The following is a 21,907-nucleotide window of genomic DNA, read 5'->3' on the forward strand; positions in this document are numbered from 1 at the left end:
CTCAGCTGGAGCGGTCGCTCGCGGCGCAACGGCCAAAAGGCTCAGCACGAGAGCCGATCGATTCGTCGTCAACATCGCTGGTATGGGTCCTCCCAGCCGCAATGATATCCGTGCCAGACGCATCGTAGTCCGCATTCAGCCAGGTCGCGAGTTCCCCGTTCCCGTAACAGCGTGATGCTGCCGGGGCGGGCATCTAGACGGGAACGTCGAGGACGCTGAGCGCGGTGAGGGCGACGAGAAGAACGACGAACTGACCGAGCGCCATCCGATCTCCATTGGGCGACGGCTCCGTCGTCCAGGTGCGGAACGCGGCGGCGAGCACGAGGAGCACGAGAAGGCCTTCGCCCGCGTAGAGCCAGAGGCCGAGGAGAAGGGCGGTCACGACGTATCGCTCGGACCGCGCGAGCGCCCGGAATCCCCGTCCGCCGTCGAGCTGCCAGACAGGAAGCAGGTTGAAGAGGTTGATCCAGGCGCCCACCCTCGCAATGGCGCCCCAGATGGGAGCAGCCGTCGCGAGAAAGACGACGTAGGCGACGACGGCGGCGCCGAGCCCCCAGAGAGGCCCGGCGAGTCCGACCCGGGCGTCTTCGCGGGCGTCGACCGGATACTGCTCCATGCGAACCACAGCTCCGATTCCGGGAAGGAACATCGGCGCCGAAGCACGAATGCCCAACCGGTGGAGAGCCGCCACGTGACCCATTTCGTGAATGTAGATGGACACGACGAGTCCGAGAGCGAACTGCCACCCGAAGGCGGTCCAGTACACGCCGAGCGAGAGAAGCATCGAGAAGAACGTGCCGGACTTGGTGAGCCCGGCAAGGAGGAACTTCCCCTTCGTGATGAGGAACGCGAGGACCGACTTTAGTTTCCAGGCGAGAAGGGCGACACCTCCGACCCCGGCCCACTTCAACGCCGCGTGCTTCTTTTCCTCCGTTTCTTCGGGCTCGCTCTCCACGATGGGAGATAGCTCGCTCACCCGCTCGGCGATGGTGCGCGATTGAGCGGTCTCGGGCGGCAGGAGCTCGAGCGCGCGGCGCCAGAGAACGATCTCCTCACGGGCCTCGCCTTTTTCGCGCGCGGCACCGGCCGCGGCGGCAATCCTCTCGAGCTCTTCGCGGTGAACGAGGCGGTTGCAGACGGGACAGCTCAACCGGGTGGACGAGAGCTGGGTCCCGCAGTCGGGACACCTTCCGGAGCTCAAGGTGCGTCGGGCCGGATCCGAGGCGTTCCGATCTCGAACGGCCCTTCGACCTGAAGTGGAGCGTAGGCGTTCACCCGCCACGCCTCGTAGAGAGCAAAGCCGATGATGAGGAGCCCGATGACGTTCTCGATACCGGCGAGAAACGGGGACGCCGCAGCGAGAGCGACGATCAGAACGACGCCGATGACGAACAGGACGAGCGGAGGGGCGTCGAGAGGTGGGTCCACCGCTGCAGGTTCTTCTTCGCTCGCACCTTCGCTCGCACCTTCGATCGTTGGCACGGCGGGGGCGGCTTCTCCCGCCGCCGGTTCCTCCATCGCCTCGCCCTGCTTCATGATCTCTTCGACGATGAAAGGAATGTAGGTGCTCACGATGGAGAGATAGGCGATTGCGACGGCGAGGACCTGGTATCTGCGGCCACCGACTCCGTTCGAGCCTTTGCGAACGCCGAAACCGACGAGGACCCCGACGATGATGGCGACGAGACCGACTTCGTATCCGGAGAGCGCGAGAACGGCGTAATAGATTCCCGCCCCGACCAGTCCTCCGAGACCGCCCCAGAAGAGCGCGCGAAACGCTCGCCCGACCGGAGTGCCCTGAGACCGCGCACTCTCGACCTGGCGAAGGCAGCTCTCGCACGCGGTCTGTCCGTTGACGTCGTAGTACGAGCCCTGGATGTCGTTCAGGCAGAACTCGCAGGTGGGGGCTTCGCCGCCACTTTTTCCGAGGTCGGCTTTGTCAAATCGCAGCGACACGGGTTCGACCGGCTCGTCCATGGCGCACCTCGCTTCGAGGGGAAAGTAGGCTACGTTTCATTATCGCACAAGGGCCGCGTCGTGGGAATGATGTGAACCACAATGAACCGACGAAGACTCTGGCTTTCCTACTGGTGGTCTCGATGACTTCCGTGGCGAACGGCCAGCTCGCGGGGAACTTGTGCAGCAGGGCGCTCGGGAGCTCGGGGTTGAGTGTTCTTGTCTCGGTGGTCGAGGATCCTGCGAATGATCTCGTGCTCGGTGATGAGAGCGAGGATTTTCATCTCGGCGCCACATCGATCGCAGGTCAGGGGGTCAACCTCGTAGACTCGGTAGATGAGCTCTCGCCATCGTTTGTTCGCTGCATGTCGAGTGGTAGTGGTAGTCGGCTTGACTCCCTCCCCCTGCTCTGTGACGAATGGGCTCTTGGTAGGTTCGCCGCATACGATTGGCGTAGGCGCCCAAAAAATGGACGAGATGTTTGTTGGGCTCTGGGATATGAATGAGAACTCGCGCCAAGAACTCTAGTGGGTCGGTCAAAGCATCGTTGTCGAGAGGTTCTCCTGGTTTGGGCTCGTAGAGGAGTAAGCCGGAGTCTCGGTCGAATCTCAGTCGCGAAACGTTGACGGGCACACGCATAAGGTAGCAAGCCAACTTGTGCAGCCCTTCGGCATCGTCGGGATAGACGGTGATTCGATTATGGACGGAAAAACCCGAGTTCCTCCACGAAAGGAGCAGGTCGATACGCTCTTGCGAAATGAGCTCGCGCTTTCGGAGGAGGCGGAGGATCTTGTGCCGGAAGAGGAGCTCGGCCTTATGTGCATCGACATAAGGAACGGGAATCCATTGCCCATCGGTTGTGAACAGACCCCGGGACGTGATGGAGTGGATGTGTGGATTCCATTTCAAAGAAGAGGCGAAGGTCTGTATGACGGCCACAATGCGACCAGGAACTCGTTGGGACACTTGGTGCACTGGACGCGGGCGAAACCCGATTCGAACAAAGCCGCAGTCATGAGCTCGATGCGTTCGTTGCTGATGAGCTGACGTCTCTTCAGCAAGCGCAGGACGCGAAGGCGAAACAGCGCCTCAACAACCAGCTCATGAAGCAAAAGGCCGAGTCGATCATCCGCCAGACACCCCGAGTGCTCTCGGTCGAGAGCCGGCTACGGATTGGAAGCTGACTGTTGCTGGCGGCGGCCGTAGGCGACGAGACGGTAGACCAGGACGTTGACGACGACGACGAGGACCCCGAGGACGACCTGAGTATCGCGATCCAGGCCATCGGGATAGACGATGGGAATCACGTACCGTTCGATGAACCCGCCGGAATAGCCTTGCTGACCAGCACGAATACGAAGCCAGTTCTCCAGCGGAGTGAGGGGACAAACGCGGTTGGCGAGCTCGACATACGCTCCCCAGAGGGCGGCTGGGACATGGACCCAGACGATCGCCCTCCATCGAAGCACGAGAGCTCCACCCGCCACGACGAAAGCGATGAAGCCCAGGTGCAGGAGGACGACGACGTCCGCGGCGAAGCCATACCACATGACCGCCTTCCCGGTCTCAAGAGATCGGTAGCTCGGACACCGCTCGGTAGGCTTCGTCGATCGCCGCGTCGGTGTGGGGGCTCGCAGCCGCGTCGGAGTTGGCGATCGCGATGCGCCCGAAAGGCTTTCGGCCCACGATGGCGGGCCGCTCCTCGGTCGTGGTCAAGGCCCATTCCTCGGGGTCGAACAACGTGTTGTAGGTATAGGTGTAGCCGTGGGGCCATCGGTTCACGGTGATCGCGACGATATCGCGATCTGCATCGAAGCCGTGGCTCGCGAACGTGCGGGCGAGCTGGTCTCGGATTCTTTCTTCGAAGGTTTCGAAGGTCGTGGAGAGAAGCTCCTCGCGTCCGACGCGGTGTTGCTCTCTTCGGGACAGGCCCGGGGAACAGGGATAGCGCGCCATGCGCACGACGATCGGCTCTTCCGGACTCTGCGATGTTCGATAATCACCCAGCTGGAGAGAGGGCGCGAGACCGAGGCTCGTGTGATAGCTACCCGGGGCGGTGATACTGGAAGCGCCGGCCTTGGCGAAAGCTGTCCATTGCGACAGGAGAACGCTCGTGTAGACGAGCGGCGCCTTGGCGCCGTAGAGAAGCGCCCGTTTCTGCTCTTCCGGGATCTCGTGACAGATATAGGGGATGACCCCGTTCCAGCACGCGAGCACGGCTGCCCGCGCACGAGCCCGGCAAGGTTTTTGATCCTTCACGTAGGTGACGACTACCTCGTCCGCTCCTCTGTGCTCGATCCGAATCGCGGTGCTTTCGAGACGAATCCGCACCGGATGATCTTCACGATCGAGACCGCCATAGTCGACACGGGCGGTCACGACGTCCTCCATCGTCTTTCCCGGGACGGCGGAAGGAATGAGCGCCCGCACCAGAAGCCGCGCAATCGTCGCGTTTCCGTCGGGAAAGTACATGTCGGGATCGCCGCTGTCGGCACGCTCCGAGCTTTCGCGTCCATGCTGACCGCCCGGCTCGCCCAAAAGCCTCTCGGGAGGGGTCGGCTCGAGCGCCATGCCATCGAATCCGGGATAGCCCATCTCCCAGGCGTAGAGAGCCGGTAATGCGTCGATGCCGATGCAGAACAATCCCATGGGTCGGGTATTGAAGAACGGCACGACACCCGGATCGCAGTCGGCCACATCGACGAGGAAATCCCGGTAGCTCATACGGGCGAGCCGCTTCTTCTTCTCCTCCGACGAGATACCCTGGAGGTACTGGCCCGGGCTCTGGTACAGCCGAGCGATATCGCTCCGAACTATCTTGGCGAGGGGCGTCTCATCGAGGAACGTCTCGATGGGCTTGGTCCGGTAGCCCGTCACGAGCCGGTCGACTCCGAAGGTCTCTCGGTCGAAGAACATGGCCGGGGTGAGCCCGAGATCGCGGTCGCGGCTCGAGACCGCCTCGATGGCCTCGAAGTAACGCGTCCGGTCGATGCCGAGCTCCCAGAGAAGCCCGGAAGCGACCGTGCTGTACTGGGACGGTGCTTCCACGTTGAGAGTTCCACCGTTCATGAGATACATCTGCCCTTGATGCCAGAACTCGTTTCGTTTCGCGTGCCCTCCGAAATCGTCGTGATTGTCGAGAACGAGGATGCGCGCTCGCGGCCCACGCTGTTTCCGGAAGAAATGGGCGGCCGCGAGTCCACTCAGTCCCCCTCCGACCACCACGAGATCGTAGACGCCGTCCACGTCCACCGGGCTTCCCCATGACTTGCCGTCGAGAAGAGCATGGGCGATCTCGAACGAGCCAGGATGGCTTCCGCGCAGACCGGTGAGTGTCGGCGGATAGGCCTCGGCCTGAAGGACGCGACGAAAAGCCTCGACCGACGACGTGGGAAGTAGAGAGCTCGTCAGCGCGACCGCCATTCCGTTCAGAAAATCTCTGCGATTGACATCCATCGCTTGCCTCCGTTCGCCGAGCGCGTCGAACGGTTTCAGAGTATGGGCACTACCGGGCGACGATTCAAGCGATTCTCCGAAAGGCCCGCCGATTCTCGCTCCGGGATCCGTTCCGGGGAATCGTGCTAGAGTCCCATCGCGATGTCCCCGCCACTCATTCGCGACTGGCTCGATCGGGTCAGAGCAACGGTACAAGAGCGGCGCCGGGATCTCGGAATCGACGAGCTCCACACCCTCGTCCGTCGCGACACGGCCCGCGCCTACGACTACTACCAGCGCGATCAGAGGAGGGACGAGGCACTCCCCACCAAAGGGCTCGAGCGGTATCTAACCGTCTCCAAAGCCGTCTTCCTCAGCTTCTTGCGCAAGCTCACCCCCGCTCGACGGCTTGCCTATGTCATCGCTCTCCTGACGTTCTTGTGGGGATTCCTTCGAGACGATTGGGCGGGCGCCCTCGTTGGGTTCGTGGTTCTCAACTTCCTTCTCGCGCTCGAGCTCGCGGAGAAGCTCCTGACCAAGGACGAGCTCGAGATCGCGCGCGTCATTCAATTCAGCCTCTACCCGGTCACGAACCCCAAGCTGCCGAACCTGGACGTCGCCAGCTACTTCCTTCCCGCAAGCGAGGTCGGAGGCGACTATTACGACTTCGCTTTCGAAGGGAGCCGCCGTTTCACCGTGATTCTCGGAGACGTCTCGGGCAAGGGAATCCCCGCGGCCCTCTATGCCATGCGGCTCCAGGCCTTGTTCGAAGTGCTCGGAAAGGGTTCTCTCTCGCCGAAGCAGATGCTCGTGGAGATGAACGACGTGATATCCGAGCGCATCGAGCGCAACTACTTCATCACCGCCGTCGTGGCCGCGGTCGATTTTCGTGAGAGAAAGCTCGTTCTCGCCCGGGCCGGTCACAATCACCCCCTCTATTACTCCGCGGAGACGGGAGAGACCCGGTGGCTCGCTCCCGAGGGGGTGGGGATCGGAATGCGGAAGAAACCGGCTTTCGATGGTTTGATGGAGGAGTCTCAGCTGGCTCTCGGCCCGGGCGACGTCCTGCTCTTCTACACCGACGGCGTCTCCGAGGCGATGAACCGGAGCCTACAGCCCTACGGATACGACCGACTCGAGGTCGTGTTGCGAGAAACCGCGCACCGGCCCGCGAGCGAAATCAAAGAAGCTTTGTTGAGAAGTCTGAACGCATTTCGTGAGGACCGCCCGTTCGACGACGACGTCACCCTCGTGGTGACCAAGGTAACCGGGTAGTGTTCTCGAGAAGCGGCCCGTCAGGGCCGCCGGCCGAGAGGAATCGCGTCGCGCCGGAGCGAGGAGCGAAGGCGCGGGCGCGAGGGAATCGTCCGCATCGGGCTGCTTCGAGGGTATGAGATGTGAGCACGCGTGCGAATAATTCGGCCGTGGGCGCGCGCGAGGAGCGCGCGCCGGGAGCGAGCCGAGGAGGCGAGCGACCATTAGAGAGAAGGAGGTTGTGATGAAGCGTCGCGCTTTCATGAAGAGCTCTGCGGCAATCGTGTCGGGACTCGCCTTGAAGCGATGTACCTCCGGGGAATCCCCCATGGCTCCGGCTCCACCAGCACTCGATTCCGATACTTTGAACGCCGTGGCCCGACTCGCTCTTCCTTCCGAGGAGCTGGGCGAGTTGGGAACCGCCCGCGTTCTCGACGGGTTCCGAAAATGGCTCGAGGGTTTCGAGCCGGTCGCCGAGCTCGACCACCCCTACCTCTCGGAGGAGATCCTCTACGGCCCGCCCGATCCGGCGCCGCTCTGGTCCTCGCAGCTCGAAGCACTCGAGCTCGAAGCCGAGAGGCGTCACGGCTCGTCGTTCAAGGAGCTTTCTCGAGAAGACCAGACGGCAATTCTGGAGCGTCATCTTCCCCAGGATCTGGAAGCGAGCTTTCCCGAGATCGCGAGGGCACCCCACGTCGCTTGCGGCCTCCTCGCGTACTTCTACGCGAGCTCCGAGGCGAACGACTTGTGCTACCGCGCTGCCATCGAAAGGCATACCTGCCGCGGGCTCGACGCCTCACCAGCTGCTCCCGACGAGAGGAGGAGCTGACGCCATGGCACGAACGATCGAGAGCGACGTCGTCATCATCGGCGCCGGCATCAGCGCCGCCATGGTGGCGGAGAAACTGACCGAAGAGACGACCGCGAAGGTCGTCGTGGTCGAGGCGGGAAACAAGATCTTCAACCTCGAGGAGCGACCTCATCGTCGCGAGCGTTTCCTCGCCTATGGCGAGAACCCCTGGCCCGACGATCACATAGAGGGACAGTCGGCCAAAGGCATCCAGTCGCGGTCGATGGCGGTCGGAGGGCTCGCCCTTCACTGGGGCGGAACGACGCCGCGATTCACGCCCGAGGATTTTCGCCTCAACACGATCTACGGAGTCGGCTACGACTGGCCGCTCGACTACGACGAGCTCGATCCCTACTATCAAGAGGCCGAGGAGCGCATCGGGGTCGCAGGCACTCCGGGGCCGCCGGAGCTGGATCCACGATCGAAAGACTATCCGCTTCCACCCTTGCCGCTTTCGTACAATCTGACCCGGCTTCGCGAATGGGCGGAAAAATCCGGCATCCCGTTCTGGCCGAATCCGGTCTCCAAGAACTCGATTCCCTATCGTGGACGCGGCGTCTGCATGCGATGCGATACGTGCAGCATCTGTCCTACGGGGGCGAAATATTCTCCCGACTTCTCTTTCCTCGAGCTTTTGAAGGATGGCCGGATCGAGCTCGTCACCCGAACGCTCGTCAGAAAGCTCGCGCTCGCCGAGGGGTCGGATCGGATCGACCATGCCGTCGCCCTCGACCGCGATCGGCCCGACGAGCCCGTCGAGCTGCGTGCGCAAAGCTTCGTCCTGGCATCAGGCTACTGCTGGAGCACGCACCTTCTCCTTCTCTCGGCAACGGGCAGGTTCCCCGATGGTCTGGCCAACGGTTCCGGTCTCGTGGGGAAGTTCGTGACCGGACATCGGCCGGTGAACGCGTTCTTGGAAGTGCCGCTGAAGCTCTATCCGGGTGTCTTCGAGGCCGACAGCCTGCTGTCGAAGAAGTTTCAACGAGGCAAGCGCGACCGATACGTCCGGCACGATCTCCGCATCTGGGAATCCTCCCGGAATCGCGCGCCTCGCATGCGGGACGACGATGGGAGGCTCCTTCTCGGTGACTCGATCCTGAAGGATTGGCGACGGCGCTCGGAAACGGGCGCGGCCCGGATGCGCGCGTACTACGACGTGATCCCCTCGCGTGACAGCGCCATCACTCTGGACACCAACCGGAAGAATCCCTGGGGCGACCCGCTTCCGAGGGTCGACTTCGTGGACAGCCACTGGTCCAACGACCTTCGTGCTTTCACCGAGGACAGCATCCACGGAGTGTTCGAATCTCTCGTACGCGCGGGCGGCGGGAAGATTCTCGAGGTTCGCCCCGATCCGACGGTTTATGATCATCCTGGGGGAGGCTGCCGGATGGGGGACGATCCACAGGCGAGCGTGGTCGACCGATGGGGTCGAAGTCACGATCACGAGAATCTCTGGATCGTGGGAGCACCGACTATCGTCTCCGCCGGCTGCAACAACGGCACACTCACCTTCAGCGCGCTCTCTCTGCGCTCCGCACAGGCGCTGGCGAAGGAGTTCCCGCCGAGATCCAATTCGGTCGACGGCAGGAGGTCACAGTCGGGGGGCGCTTGAACAAGCTCCGTCCCATTAGCCCGAGCCTGGCCGATCCTCGATTCGGGCGATTTTTGGAAGCTGCTTGAGACTTGGCTTGAACCTTCTTATATTCTAAGAACTCGGAGCATCGTCCGTGGCTAAGAACAACGGTCAGCAGTGGGCACGACTCACCTTGGCGTTTCTGTTCGCTCTCGTCTCGTCAACGGGAGCCCAGGCCGTCGAGACGACCGAACCGCGGGATACCGAGCCCAACGCGGTGATCCAGCAATACTGTGTCACCTGCCACAACGACGTCACGTTGCTCGGCGGGATGAGCCTCGAGACGTTCGACGCAGAACATCCCGAGCGGAACGCCGAGCTCACGGAGAAGATGATTCGCAAGCTTCGGGCGGCCATGATGCCGCCAGCGGGAATGCCGAGGCCTGAAGAAGACGCCGCGCGGGCGTTGGTGGAAACGCTCGAGCGCGGAATCGACGCCGCCGCGGACGCGCGGCGCGAGCCGGGCAGTCGTCCGTCCCAGCGATTGAATCGAGCGGAATACGCTCGACTGGTGCAGGACCTCTTCGATCTGACGGTCGACCCTTCGGAATGGCTGCCCGAGGATCCCATCAGCGCCAGCTTCGACAACATCGCCGACGCCCAGATCCTGTCGCCGACCCTGATGGCCGCGTACCTAACGGCGGCGAGCGAGGTCGCCCGGAAGGCCGTCGGTCAGGTCGACGGCGCCGTAACGGCGACGATCTACACCAACCCGCCGGCGGTCTCTCAGCACGAATGGGAACGCGTGGACGGAGCTCCCTTCGGCACCCGAGGCGGCATCAGCATTCTTCACAACTTTCCCGCGGACGGGAAGTACACGTTCTCGATGGGGTTCATGTCGGGCTGGGGAGAACGCTTTCACGACATCGACGTCTCGATCGACGGCGCGCAGGTGGCCCTGGTCCGCTACGGCGGTGACATCGACTTCCAGGGCCGCAAGGACTTCCCCATCGCGACCGATCCCATCTTCGTCCGTGCCGGCGAGCATCGGGTGACCGCTGCGTTCATCCGCCAGATGGATGGGCCTTACGAGGACTTGATCCGGCCGAACGATTGGTCGCTGACGGGTACCGAGACCAGCTACGGCACAACCTCCCCGCCCCACCTCGTGAGCTTGACGTTGGAGGGACCCTACGAGCCGCTCGGGGTCTCCGAGTCCCCCTCGCGCAAGCGCGTGTTCTCCTGCCGGCCCACCGCACCCGTGGAAGAGAAGCCCTGCGCCGAACAGATCGTCGCCAGGCTCGCGGCCAGGGCGTACGGAAGGTCCGTCGATCGAGACGACGTCCAAGACCTCATGAAGTTCTACGCCCTGGGCGCGGACGGCGGAGGGTTCGAGGTCGGCGTTCGGACCGCTCTCGAAGCGATTCTGAGCAGCCCTCACTTCCTCTACCGAATGGAGCGACAGCCGCATGAGGTCGCGCCGGGCGAGGTCTACCGGATCGCCGACATCGATCTCGCTTCGCGTCTCTCTTTCTTCCTCTGGGGTACGAATCCCGACGAAGAGCTGCTCCGTCTGGCGCGCTCGGGCGAGCTGTCACGAGACACCGTCCTGAGAGCCCAGACGACGCGGCTGCTTGCGGATCCGCGCTCGGAGGCGCTCTCCACACGCTTCGCGGCCCAGTGGTTGCGACTGCAGGATCTCGAAAAGGTGAGCCCGGACGCATTCTGGTTTCCCAACTACAGCCGACAGCTCATGGAGGCTATGCGGCAAGAGACCGAGGTCTTTTTCGAGGAGCTCGTGCGCCGGGACCGGAGCGTTCTCGAGCTCGTAACCGCCGATTACAGCTACATGAACGAACGGTTGGCCCGACACTACGGGATTCGCGGCGTGGTCGGTGAGGCGTTCCGCCGCGTCAGCTATCCCTCGAACGAGCGAAAGGGGATCCTGGGCCACGGCAGTGTCTTGGTTCAGACGTCTCTGGGAAACCGAACGTCACCGGTGCTGCGTGGCAAGTGGGTCCTGGAAGTTCTCCTGGGCACGCCGCCGCCGCCCCCACCTCCGGGTATCCCCGATCTGGAAGAAACTCAAAATTCGCGAGATGGCGAGGTGCTTACGACGCGGCAACGGCTCCAGATTCATCGACAGAACCCGACCTGTGCGGCTTGCCACAACCTCATCGATCCGATCGGACTCGCTCTGGACAATTTCGATGTGACGGGAAAGTGGCGGATCCGGGAGAACGGGGTCCCCCTCGACACCCGCAGCACGTTTTACGACGGCACACCCATCGAGACTCCCGCCGATCTGGTCGACGCGCTCATGAGGCGGCCGATCCCGTTGGTGCGGCATTTCACCGAGAACCTGATGGCCTTCGCTCTCGGACGAAGAGTCGAGTATCGCGACCAGCCCGCGGTGCGGGCGATTGCCGCCGAGGCCGAGCGAAACGATTACCGCTTGTCTTCCTTCATTCTGGGGGTCGTCCGAAGCGAAGCGTTTCTGACGAAGCAGGTCCAGGCCGTCGATGAGGAGACCGCCGCCAGGAAGTCGGACCGATGAGCATCAGACTTTAGCGTCATCGGCGGAGGGTATATGCACTTCGTCACTGGAAAGAAGCTCCCGCGCCGGACGTTCCTGCGCGCGGCGGGCGCGAGTATCGCTCTGCCCTTGCTCGACGCCATGGCGCCTGCTTACGGCTCTTCCAAGAGCGAGCGCACCCGACTCGTTTGTATCGAGGAAGTGCACGGACTCCCAGGCTGCAACCAGTGGGGCGCAACCCAGCACCTCTTCGCACCGGCCACGGTCGGGCGCGGCTACGATCTCGTAGAGGCGAATCCCCTGAAATCGCTGGAACCGTGGCGCGATCGCTTCACCATCATCAGCAATACCGACGTCCGTATGGCCGAGGCTTTCGCACCGCCGGAGGTGGGAGGGGATCACTTTCGCTCGTCCGCCGTATTCCTGACCCACACGCACCCCAAACAGACGCAGGGCTCGGACCTGTTCTGCGGAACGTCCATGGATCAGATCCATGCGCAGCGGTACGGTCACGAAACCGCCATACCGTCGCTCCAACTCTGCATCGAGAGCACCAACAAGGGCGGTGGTTGCGACTACAACTACTCGTGCTCGTACATCGATTGCATCAGCTGGGCGTCACCGGCAGAGCCCCTACCGATGATTCGCAGCCCACGCACGGCTTTCGACATGCTGTTCGGAGCCGGCGGCAGTCCCGAAGAGCGGGCGCGGCGACGCCAGACCCACCGAAGCATTCTCGATTGGGTCGCAGAGGAGGTCAGGAGCATGACCAAAGAGCTTTCGGCGGTCGACCGAAGGCGCGTCGACCAGTACCTGGAGAACGTCCGAGAGATCGAGCGCCGCATCCAGAAGGTGGAAGCGCGCAATACGAGCGGAGACGCGCGGGAGCTGCCCGACGCTCCTCCGGGCGTGCCCGATTCTTACTCGGAGCACATGAAACTGATGTTCGATCTCCAGATTCTCGCGTTCGAAACCGACATGACCCGCGTCGTGTCGTTCAAGACCGGCCGGGACGCCTCGAATCGAACCTTCCCCGAAAGCGGATCGGATCGGGCCTTTCACCCGGCCTCCCATCATGGCGACAAGAAGGAAGCCATTCTCGAATTCAACAAGATTTGCCAGTACCGGGTGAGCCAGCTCGGCTACTTCTTGAAGCGGTTGGAGGAGACCACCGACGGTGAATCGAGTCTGTTGGACCAGTCGGTGATCCTCTGGGGCTCCCCGATGGGCGACGCCAACCTCCACAACCACCGGCGCTGTCCCTTGGTAGTCTTCGGGGCAGCGAACGGCCGGCTCCAAGGGGGATCTCACATCAAGGCTCCGGATGGCACTCCCATGGCGAACGTCATGCTCGCGCTTCTCAACGAGCTCGGACACGAAAGGGAGAGCTTTGGCGACAGCACCGGAGAGATGTCACTGTGATGGGAGAGTTGCCGACATTCGGTCTGGTGGTCACTCTCGCGTTGTCCCTTCCAGCGACCGGAGCGATCGGTTTCGAAGCGGAGGTAGCGGATGCCGCCGCTCGCGGGGATTCCGACGGAGTCCGAGACCTTCTCAGAAACGGCTTCGACGTCAATACCTCGCAAGGAGACGGCATGACGGCGCTTCACTGGGCGGCGGAGCGCGGCGACACCAGCCTGGCCGAAGTTCTCATTACCGCGGGTGCCAACGTACACGCCGGGACCCGCATTGGGCGCTACACGCCTCTCCACCTAGCGAGCCGCGGGGGGCACGGTGGCGTCGTGCGGGCGCTGCTCCGGGCGAACGCCAACCCCAACCTGACGACCACCAACTCGGGCGTGACCCCGCTCCATCTCGCGGCGGCGGCGGGGGAGATCGACGCGGTAGCGGCTCTGCTCGAGCGCGGCGCCGACGTCGAAGCCAAAGAGGCGGCCTGGGGGCAGACGCCCCTGACCTTTGCCGCGTCTCGAGGCCAGGTTGAAGCCATTCGGTTGCTCCTCGAGGCCGGAGCCGACCCCGCCGTCGCGTCCCGCGCCGTGGACGTCGCCGAGCTCGAAAAGGCCGACGAAGCGGCGAACAAGCGGATCGCGGAGATCCTCGAGGGATTCAAGAAGCAAGAGAAGGGAGGAAGCGACTGGAAGCCGACGCCGAACCAGGTTCAGGTAGCGATCGAGGCTTCTCGTCACCTGCAGCGGAACTGGCGTAAGCCCGACGACGCGGACGAGCCAGCGAGCACGGCGGATGGCGCGAGGCCGCCACCGTCGGCCTCGGCCAAGAAAGCCAAGGATTCCAAGAACCGAGACGAGAATGCCCCTTCATACGGCGAGCTGGTCGAAAGTTGGGGAGGGCTCACTCCGCTCCTGCACGCCGTCCGGCAGGGCCACGTCGAAGCGAGCCTGGCTCTTCTGGATGGCGGCGCCGACGTCAACCAACCTTCCGCTTCCGATCGGACGACACCGCTTCTGATGGCGTCCCTCAATGGGCATTTCGATCTCGCTCTGCGTCTGCTCGAGAGGGGGGCGAATCCCAATCTTGCCAGCACGGCGGGCACGACGCCTTTGTTTGCTGCCCTCGAGCGAACCTGGGCGCCCCGAGCCTCCTACGCCCACCCCATCGAGAACCAACAACAGAAGGCCACGCACCTCGAGCTCATGGAGGCTCTTCTCCTCGCTGGGGCCGACCCGAACGTGCGCCTCGAAAAACATCTCTGGTACATGGAATACACCTTCGGAGTGTTACGCGCGGCGGGAATCGACTATATGGGGGCGACGCCGTTCTGGCGCGCCGCCTACGCACTGGACGTCGCAGCCATGCGTCTCTTGAAGGCACACGGAGCCGATCCTAGTCTTCCCACCCTCAAGCCTCCCGCGAGGCGCCGCCGAGGTGAGGACACCGCCGGTTTCAAAGAGAACATCTCCGAACCGTTCAAGAAGCTCGCTCACTTTTTCAAGCTGGGCAATCCCGAAGTCCCCGTAGGCGGCCCTCATATCTATCCGATCCATGCAGCCTCCGGCGTGGGCTACGGACAGTCCTTCGCCGGAAACGCGCATCGTCACGTTCCCGACAACTGGGTGCCAGCGGTGAAGTTCCTGGTCGAAGAGTGCGGGGCTTCAGTCGATGTTCGCGACGCCAACGGTTACACCGCGCTCCACCACGCCGCCTCCCGAGGGGACAACGATCTCGTGCTCTACCTCGTGGAGAAAGGGGCCGATGTGAAGGCCACGAGCCGCAAGGGACAGACCACCGCCGACATGGCCAACGGGCCCATCGAAAGGGTCTCTCCGTTTCCCGAGACCGTTGCCCTGCTGGAAAAGCTGGGCGCAAAAAACAACCACCGATGCGTGTCATGCTGACTTAGACTTCCGTCACGATGTAGGAGCGGCCCGCGCGAGGAGCGCGCGCCGGGAGCGAGCCGAGGAGGCGAGCGACCACTAAGATAAGGAGACAAATCATGTCGAAGATGGGCCGGCTCCTACGAGGAATGATCGCGGCGACAGTGCTCTTGGCCGGGTGCGAGGCCGAATCACCATCTCCAGGTGTCGCGATCGATGAAGACGACATCGGAGGGGTGGTGAGCAGCACCAAGGGTCCCGAGGCCGGGGTCTGGGTGATTGCCGAGACCAGCGACCTCGAGACGATGTTCGTTCGGGTCGTCGTGACCGATGACCAGGGTCGTTACGTGGTGCCCGACCTGCCCCCGGCAAACTATCAGGTCTGGGTTCGTGGCTACGGGCTGGCCGACTCGAGAAAGGTCTCGGCCAAGCCCGGCGATCACGCGGATCTCACCGCGGAGATCGCGCCCGATGCTGCCGCAGCCGCGAAAGTCTACCCTGCCGCCTACTGGTACGCGATGATGGATCTTCCCGATGAGGCCGAGCTCGAGAAGGTCACGGGTGGCAAGAATGCCTACCTGATGTGGATGAAGAACATGGGTTGCGTCGGCTGTCATCAGATGGGCCAACTCGCGACCCGCGCCCTGCCCGAAGGGATTGGGGAGTTCGAGTCATCGGAGCAGGCCTGGCTACGCCGGATCTCCTCGGGCCAGGCGGGTGGCCAGATGGCTCGCCAGGCGGAGCAGCTCCTTGCCGGATTGCCGATCAAGTACCTCGCGGACTGGACCGACCGCATCGCCGCGGGGGAGCTGCCGGCTCAGGCTCCCGAGCGTCCGACCGGCCGCGAGCGCAACGTCGTCGCCACCATCCGGGACTGGTCCAACGCCAAAGCTTACATGCACGATCTTTCCGGTACCGACCGTCGCAATCCGACGGTCAACGGATACGGACTGCTGTATGGCGCGCCCGAGCTCAGCACCGATGAGATTCCCATCCTCGATCCCGTCGCCAATACCGACACCGTCTACCACGCCCCCGCCCGGGACGAAGACACGCCGACCACTCACGACGACCCGGTCGTCGCACCGTCGCCGTACTGGGGCGACGAAGCCATCTGGGACAGCCAGACGAACATCCACAATCCGATGCTCGACCACCGAGGCCGCGTATGGCTGACGGCGCGGATACGCGGGCCGGACAATCCGGAGTTCTGCCGGGAGGGCTCGGAACACCCATCGGCACGGCTCTTCCCCACCGAGCGATCGAGCCGGCATCTGGCGATGCTCGACCCCGAAACTCAGGAATACACCTTCGTCGACACCTGCTTCAGCACCCATCACCTGCAGTTCGCTTACGACGAAGACAACACCCTCTGGACCAGCGGCGATCGTCAGGTGGTTGGCTGGTTGAACACGAAGGTATTCGATGAGACCGGAGACGCGGCCGCAGCCCAGGGCTGGTCGCCGTTAGTGCTGGACACGAACGGAAACGGCCAGCGAGACGAATGGGTGGAGCCCGAAGACGATCTGGATCCGAACCTCGACAAGCGCGTTCCCAAGGGTTTCTACGCGGTCATGCCGAATCCGGCCGATGGGTCCGTCTGGGGCTCCAATACTTTCTATTACCCAGGGTCCCTGACCCGATACGATCCGGAAACTGGATTGGCGGAGACCTACAATCCGCCCTTGCCTGGCTTTGGGTTACGCGGCGCGGACATCGACACCGACGGCGTCGTCTGGGCGTCGCTCGGCAGTGGCCACCTGGGTGAGTTCGACCGCCGCAAGTGCAAGGGGCCCTTGAACGGACCGAACGCGACCGGAGATCACTGTCCCGAGGGCTGGACCTTTCACGATCTGCCCGGCCCGTCCTTTCCCGAAGCTCCCGGGTTCAGCGTCGAGTCGAGCTACTACACCTGGGTGGATCAGCACGACACGCTGGGCCTCGGAAGAAACGTGCCCATCGCCACGGGAAACCTCTTCGACGGCGTCCATGCGCTGGTCGAGGGCGAGTTCGTCACCCTGCGAGTCCCCTATCCGCTCGGCTTCTATACCAAGGGATTCGAGGGCCGCATCGACGATCCCGATGCCGGCTGGAAAGGCCGCGGGTTATGGGTTCCCGAAGGAGATCGCACCCCGTGGCTGAAAGAGACCGGCAAGGGCAGCCGGCCAATCGTCGTTCATTTCCAGATGCGTCCGGATCCGCTGGCGAAGTAGCCGTTAGCAGGATGATGAAAAAGTACAGTCCAGCCTGCGCGAGCGGAGCGAGCCCGGCGCGCCTGCCGCGCCGTAAGCAGCCCGAGCCGTGGCGGCACGATCGATTACGGGTCCCGCCACGGCATTGAGCACTCTTTGGGACTCAGGGAACCGCTCATGACGCTCACTACATTCCTTCTGCTCGTGCTCGCTCAGGACTCGCTCATATTGAGGACTCCTTTGCTCATCGACGGCTCCGGCGGCCGCTTCGAGGATCGTGACGTCGAGATCCGGGATGGCTCGATACAAGAAGTCCGACCGTCACAGGGCACGCCGAGTTACGACCTCGTCGGGCTCACGCTTCTGCCCGGGCTCATCGACACCCACGTCCACGTGAGCTGGCATTTCGACGGAACCGGGCGGCTCGCCAGCGACGCCTCGGAAGAAGGACCGGAAGAGCAGGTGCTCTACGCCGCCGAGAACGCGTACAAGATGCTCATGGCCGGATTCACCACCGTCCAGAGCTTGGGAGCTCCGGTGGACAAGCCGCTTCGGGATGCCATCGACCGGGGAGTCCTTCCCGGACCGAGGATCTTGACCTCGCTCCGCAGCGTCACCGACCGGACCGGAGACCCCGAAGCCATCCGCGCATTCGTACGCCAGCAGGCGGCCGAGGGCGCCGACGTCATCAAGATCTTCGCATCCGCGAGCATAAGGGACGGGGGTGAGCCCACGCTCACGAAGGAGCAGGTTCAGGCCGCATGCTCCGAAGCGGCACGCCTTGGCTTGAGAAGCGTCGTGCATGCGCACGGACCGGAAAGCGCAAGGAGAACGGTGGAAGCGGGGTGCACCACCATCGAGCACGGAGCCCTCCTCGACGAGGAGACGATGAGCCTGATGGCGGAGAAGGGCGTTTACTTCGATCCCAACACTCACCTCATCTTCCAGAACTACTTCGACAACAAGTCGCGGTATCTCGGAATCGGGAACTATACCGAGGAGGGCTTTCGTCAAATGGAGAACGCCGTCCCTTCGGTTCTCGAGGCGTTCAAAGTCGGGCTCGGCATCAATCGGCTGAAGATCGTCTTCGGAACCGATGCCGTCGCCGGAGCCCACGGCCGCAACGTGGAGGAGCTCGTCTACCGGGTCGAGTCCGGCGGACAGGACCCGCACCAGGCGATCCTCGGCGCAACGTCGCTCGCGGCGGAGTCGCTCGGACTCGAAGAGGAGATCGGCCAGATTCGAGCGGGGATGGCGGCCGACCTGATCGCGGTCGAGGGAAACCCCCTCGAAGACGTTTCCGCGCTCCGGCGCGTTCGTTTCGTGATGCGGAGCGGTACGATCTACAAATTCGAGCGCTGACTAGCCTACCAGGGCGATGAAGAGCGCGACGTTGCCTGCTTACTTCAGGTCGTCGACGAGCTCCACGTAGTCTTCATAGGGGACGGCCTGCCAGCTCTCGGCATCGAGAGCACCCTCCGCCCGCGATATGTAAGAAACCTTGTGAGCGGTCTCGAAGTCGGGCGCCTCGTAGATGTCCATGAAGTCGTAGCGACCGAGAAGCGCGTAGTGGGCGATCCACTTCACGCCGGGACAGTGTTGCGAGACTTTCTGGAGCCAGGTCTTGCCGACCTGCTTCATGCCTCGGGGATCACCCATGGTCTCGGGCGAGAGTTTGGTCATCAACACGAAAGTTGGCATCCTACCTCCTGCACTCTATGCATTCGAGCTCGTCGCTTGGTCTCCTCGGCTCTTCCCCGTCCAAGCCTCGACTGGCCCGGAACCCGTGCGCCGCTACCGAGCACCGCAGGTTTCGGCGATGCGGTCCACCTGTCTCTGGACCGTCTCGAGACTCTGCTTTCCCGCCTCGGTCTGGACTTTCCCCTCGGCCTCGCCGAGCATGCGGTAGAAGTCGGGAGCCGCGCTCGTCACGTAATTGCAATCCGCGGCGTTGCGAACAATGTCGTTCGCGGCCGCTTGCATCTCGCGAAGAAGGTCCGTATCCGAGACGATCTTGTCCACGGGAATCGCGGCGTTCGAGCTGCCCGTGTCCGACGCCCCACAGGCACCCGCGAGGAGCGCCAGGGCCACGATGAAGTTTCTGCTCATGATCAACCTCCGCTCTCTTTTTCATCAGCCCGCTTAGGAATCCGCGGTGGTCCGGCTGGACGGAGAGAGCTCGAGCCAAAGGGTCTTCGGGTCTTTCTGGAACACGGTGAAGGCGTCGGCGCGGACGAGGTCCCAGTCGCCGCGCGCGATCTCGGCACGAAGCTGGCCGGGAGCCCAACCCGCGTGACCGAGGAAGACTCTGAGCTCTTCGGGCCCCATGTTCTCGTCCAGAAGGGTCTCGAGGACGTTGCGACCGCCGGAATAGTAGACATGGTCCATGACCTGGTCGGCGCCCTCGTGAGGCTCATCGCTGCGGAAGAGAAAGAGGAGTCCGTCGAGTCCTACCGGACCCCCGAAGTGAAGAGAATGCCCCGGCTTTCGTTTACTCTGCAAATCGGGAAGGGCTTCCTCGAGAGGGACATCGCTCGCTCGATTGACGATGACGCCAAGGGTCCCGCCATCCCCGTGGGCGAGAATCAACACGACGCTGTGCGCAAACGGACCCCCATCGATCTTCGGTCTCGCGACGAGGAAGACTCCCTTGTCGGGGTCTACCTCGGCGAACGCCGGGCTAGCGATCGCCAACACCAGCGCCAATTTGAGGATTCGCATTCGGGACTCATCTTAGATTAGAACGCGAAGCCGTGGCTCCGCCACCGGCGCTTCCGGCCGAAACCTCGGACGTCCTCGGCCCACCGGACGTGCAGAGAGCGCGAAACTCCGCGCGGAGCTCGGTTGGCTTCATCGACCGCGCCCCGAGGAGTGCCGCGATCGCCCCGCTAACGTGGGCTACGGCCAGGCTCGTGCCATGGAAGTTTCTCTCCTTCGGCAGCTCGCCGAGAGAGCGCGCCCAGGGCGAGGTGTAGAAAACACCGTCGCGATAAAGGATCTGGTCGTCGGCGAACCTCGGGTCCGCCGCCACCGCCAAGACTCCCGGGATCGCGCCGAGAGTCGAGGGCTCGCCCTGAATCGACGCGGCGGAAACGATCGTCAGCCCGGATCCATGTACGATGCGCTCGAGCTCGGGCTGGCACTCCCGGCTCACGCAGCCGAGAGACGAGCTCACGATATCGAGTCCGTTATCGGCTGCCCATTCGATCGCGCGTACCAGCGCCTCGACGTGCGCATCGAGTCGACGACGGAAGATCCGGATCGAGAAGAGGGCGGCCTCGGGGGCGTGTCCACGGATGGTGGCCGCCACCGCCGTGCCATGGCCCAAGAGGTCCTGCCAGTTTTCGTCGAGCTCGACGCGGCCGTCCCGAACGCGGATGCCTACGCCACCGGCGACCGAGCCCACGTGAGGATGGCGTGGATTGATCCCACTGTCCACGACGCCCACACGAACCCCTCGATTCACGTCGTCAGTCGTTCGCCGGAAGCCTCGGATTGGGGATCTCGACCGGGGGCATCATGAAGTCGCCACCCGCATAGACGGTCTTCAGGAGCTCGAGGGATTCCGCATCGTAAACCCATACGGTATCGCCCACCCCGGAAACGTAGAGCTTCGTTCCGTCATGCGAGACGATCAGGCTGTTGTTGGTCCGGCCTCGCTCGAAACCCTCCTTTCGGAGGATGACCTTCCTCGTTTCCAGGTCGACGACCACCACATCCTTGAGCCCGGCGTAGGCGCGCTTTTTGTCTGGCGATATGGCGATCCCACGACCGAGCTCCAGCTCCGGGCCCAACTCGTAGCTTTCCACTTTCCTCTCGTAGAGGCTCATCTTCGCCAGCCCGAAGAGGCTCTTCTCCTGAACAGGGTCTTTGGTGCGATAGATTCCGTAGAAAACGCCGGGCTCGTCGATTGGCGTCAGGCTCATCCCTCTGACAGCGCCATAGCCCGCGAGAAGCGGCTTCGATAGAACCCAGGTGTCCTTCACCTCGTGAGTCCGCGCATCGATCTCGTAGATGTCTCTTCCCAGGACGTAGATCGATTTCCCACCCGGGGGCACGTGAAGCGGCGGACGAAAGCGGCCCTGCACCTCTTCCGGAAGCGAGAACCGCTCCACGACCTCGTCCTTCTCGAAGTCGTAGAGCACGATGTCGTACTCCTGCTCGCGAAGGTACCGATCGGCCAGAAGGCGAACCAAGCTCACCGTCAAGTAGGCGCGAGTACCCTCGGGGTTCGGGAACACGCCGAAGATTCGAACGCGCAGCTCCGGTGTCGAGAGCTTGAGCTCGTCGATCACCTCTCGACGCACCGGATCGACCACCTCGACCGACTCCATGCGATCGGTGATGAGAAAAAACCGTCTCTTGTCTTGGGTATAGGAGCTGTCGGTCACCGCACCATGGCGCAGGCGCAGACCCTCAGTGAACTCATCCGTCGTCTGGTCGAAGAAAAGGATTCGGTCGGGCCATACACCGGCGATGAAAACGGTGGGCTCGCTCTGCGCGCCGAGTGAGAGAGGGCAAGAAAGCCCCAATAGCGTGAGGGCGAAGGCTCGCATAGAACCTCTTACGGGAAAATCAGATCGATCTTCCGCCAATCCTGGCTCGCACTCGCACAACCCGAATGCCAGTCGGGGTTGTTGTTCAGGTAGTCGGGCACCTGAGCGGGCCAGAAACAGGTCTTGTAGCAATCGTAGAGGTCGCGCTCCATGGGTTGGCACCAGGCGGCAGTCCCTCCGGTCGAATCGACTTCCCATCCCGGCGAGAAGATCGTCGTACACCCCGGCGGGTAATGCGGTGGGGTCTCCTGCAGAGCCT

19 protein-coding genes are annotated in these 21,907 nt (G+C 63.1%); 8 read left to right on the top strand and 11 right to left on the bottom strand.

Annotated features, from left to right (window positions below; all coding sequences use genetic code 11):
* Positions 1–193: 193 nt before the first annotated feature.
* The 5 genes from VEK15_08915 to VEK15_08935 form a co-directional block, all read right to left on the bottom strand.
* Positions 194–1,201: a site-2 protease family protein gene (locus tag VEK15_08915; protein HXV60802.1), complete on the bottom strand. Its 1,008-nt coding sequence runs from the start codon at positions 1,199–1,201 to the stop codon at positions 194–196.
* Positions 1,198–1,977 carry a hypothetical protein gene (locus VEK15_08920; protein ID HXV60803.1) on the bottom strand — a complete coding sequence of 260 codons (780 nt, stop codon included), beginning with the start codon at positions 1,975–1,977 and terminating at the stop codon, positions 1,198–1,200. Before VEK15_08920 ends, VEK15_08915 begins: the two co-directional genes overlap by 4 nt.
* 107 nt (positions 1,978–2,084) lie before the next feature.
* A complete protein-coding gene (locus VEK15_08925) occupies positions 2,085–2,240 on the bottom strand; it encodes a hypothetical protein (protein ID HXV60804.1) in 156 nt (51 codons plus the stop codon).
* A gap of 882 nt (positions 2,241–3,122) precedes the next feature.
* Positions 3,123–3,506 carry a DUF2784 domain-containing protein gene (locus tag VEK15_08930; protein HXV60805.1) on the bottom strand — a complete coding sequence of 128 codons (384 nt, stop codon included), beginning with the start codon at positions 3,504–3,506 and terminating at the stop codon, positions 3,123–3,125.
* A 16-nt stretch (positions 3,507–3,522) separates the two neighbouring features.
* Entirely contained in the window at positions 3,523–5,412 is a 1,890-nt protein-coding gene (locus VEK15_08935; protein HXV60806.1) for an NAD(P)-binding protein, read from the bottom strand.
* Between the two features lie 141 nt (positions 5,413–5,553).
* Between VEK15_08935 and VEK15_08940 the strand changes: the two genes are divergently transcribed.
* The 8 genes from VEK15_08940 to VEK15_08975 all read left to right on the top strand — a co-directional run bounded on the left by VEK15_08940 (position 5,554) and on the right by VEK15_08975 (position 18,454).
* The gene (locus VEK15_08940; GenBank protein ID HXV60807.1) at positions 5,554–6,666 is read left to right on the top strand and encodes a PP2C family protein-serine/threonine phosphatase; all 1,113 of its coding nucleotides are present in this window, start codon (positions 5,554–5,556) and stop codon (positions 6,664–6,666) included.
* A 223-nt stretch (positions 6,667–6,889) separates the two neighbouring features.
* Positions 6,890–7,474, top strand: a complete 585-nt coding sequence (locus VEK15_08945) for a gluconate 2-dehydrogenase subunit 3 family protein (protein ID HXV60808.1) — start codon at positions 6,890–6,892, stop codon at positions 7,472–7,474.
* Positions 7,475–7,478: 4 nt separating this feature from the next.
* Positions 7,479–9,110: a GMC family oxidoreductase gene (locus VEK15_08950; GenBank protein ID HXV60809.1), complete on the top strand. Its 1,632-nt coding sequence runs from the start codon at positions 7,479–7,481 to the stop codon at positions 9,108–9,110.
* A 115-nt stretch (positions 9,111–9,225) separates the two neighbouring features.
* On the top strand, positions 9,226–11,628 hold the full coding sequence (locus tag VEK15_08955) for a DUF1592 domain-containing protein (protein ID HXV60810.1): 2,403 nt from the start codon (positions 9,226–9,228) through the stop codon (positions 11,626–11,628).
* Positions 11,629–11,661: 33 nt separating this feature from the next.
* Positions 11,662–13,029 carry a DUF1552 domain-containing protein gene (locus VEK15_08960; protein ID HXV60811.1) on the top strand — a complete coding sequence of 456 codons (1,368 nt, stop codon included), beginning with the start codon at positions 11,662–11,664 and terminating at the stop codon, positions 13,027–13,029.
* Positions 13,029–14,921, top strand: coding sequence for an ankyrin repeat domain-containing protein (locus VEK15_08965; protein HXV60812.1), 1,893 nt, complete (start codon positions 13,029–13,031; stop codon positions 14,919–14,921). Before VEK15_08960 ends, VEK15_08965 begins: the two co-directional genes overlap by 1 nt.
* A gap of 98 nt (positions 14,922–15,019) precedes the next feature.
* A complete protein-coding gene (locus VEK15_08970; GenBank protein HXV60813.1) occupies positions 15,020–17,113 on the top strand; it encodes a carboxypeptidase-like regulatory domain-containing protein in 2,094 nt (697 codons plus the stop codon).
* 156 nt (positions 17,114–17,269) lie between these two features.
* Positions 17,270–18,454: an amidohydrolase family protein gene (locus VEK15_08975; GenBank protein ID HXV60814.1), complete on the top strand. Its 1,185-nt coding sequence runs from the start codon at positions 17,270–17,272 to the stop codon at positions 18,452–18,454.
* 39 nt (positions 18,455–18,493) lie between these two features.
* On the opposite strand, the gene VEK15_08980 is transcribed toward VEK15_08975, so the two are convergent.
* The 6 genes from VEK15_08980 to qhpC all read right to left on the bottom strand — a co-directional run.
* Entirely contained in the window at positions 18,494–18,793 is a 300-nt protein-coding gene (locus tag VEK15_08980) for a GYD domain-containing protein (GenBank protein ID HXV60815.1), read from the bottom strand.
* A gap of 93 nt (positions 18,794–18,886) precedes the next feature.
* Positions 18,887–19,201 carry a hypothetical protein gene (locus VEK15_08985; protein ID HXV60816.1) on the bottom strand — a complete coding sequence of 105 codons (315 nt, stop codon included), beginning with the start codon at positions 19,199–19,201 and terminating at the stop codon, positions 18,887–18,889.
* 33 nt (positions 19,202–19,234) lie between these two features.
* Positions 19,235–19,813, bottom strand: a complete 579-nt coding sequence (locus VEK15_08990; protein ID HXV60817.1) for a YqgE/AlgH family protein — start codon at positions 19,811–19,813, stop codon at positions 19,235–19,237.
* A 7-nt stretch (positions 19,814–19,820) separates the two neighbouring features.
* Positions 19,821–20,558, bottom strand: a complete 738-nt coding sequence (locus VEK15_08995) for a S8 family serine peptidase (GenBank protein ID HXV60818.1) — start codon at positions 20,556–20,558, stop codon at positions 19,821–19,823.
* 4 nt (positions 20,559–20,562) lie between these two features.
* Positions 20,563–21,648, bottom strand: a complete 1,086-nt coding sequence (locus VEK15_09000) for a hypothetical protein (protein HXV60819.1) — start codon at positions 21,646–21,648, stop codon at positions 20,563–20,565.
* Positions 21,649–21,656: 8 nt separating this feature from the next.
* Positions 21,657–21,907: quinohemoprotein amine dehydrogenase subunit gamma (gene qhpC / locus VEK15_09005; protein ID HXV60820.1), on the bottom strand; the 251-nt coding region annotated here is incomplete at its 5' end.

It is taken from the genome of Vicinamibacteria bacterium (assembly GCA_035620555.1).
Taxonomy (GTDB): Bacteria; Acidobacteriota; Vicinamibacteria; order Marinacidobacterales; family SMYC01; genus DASPGQ01.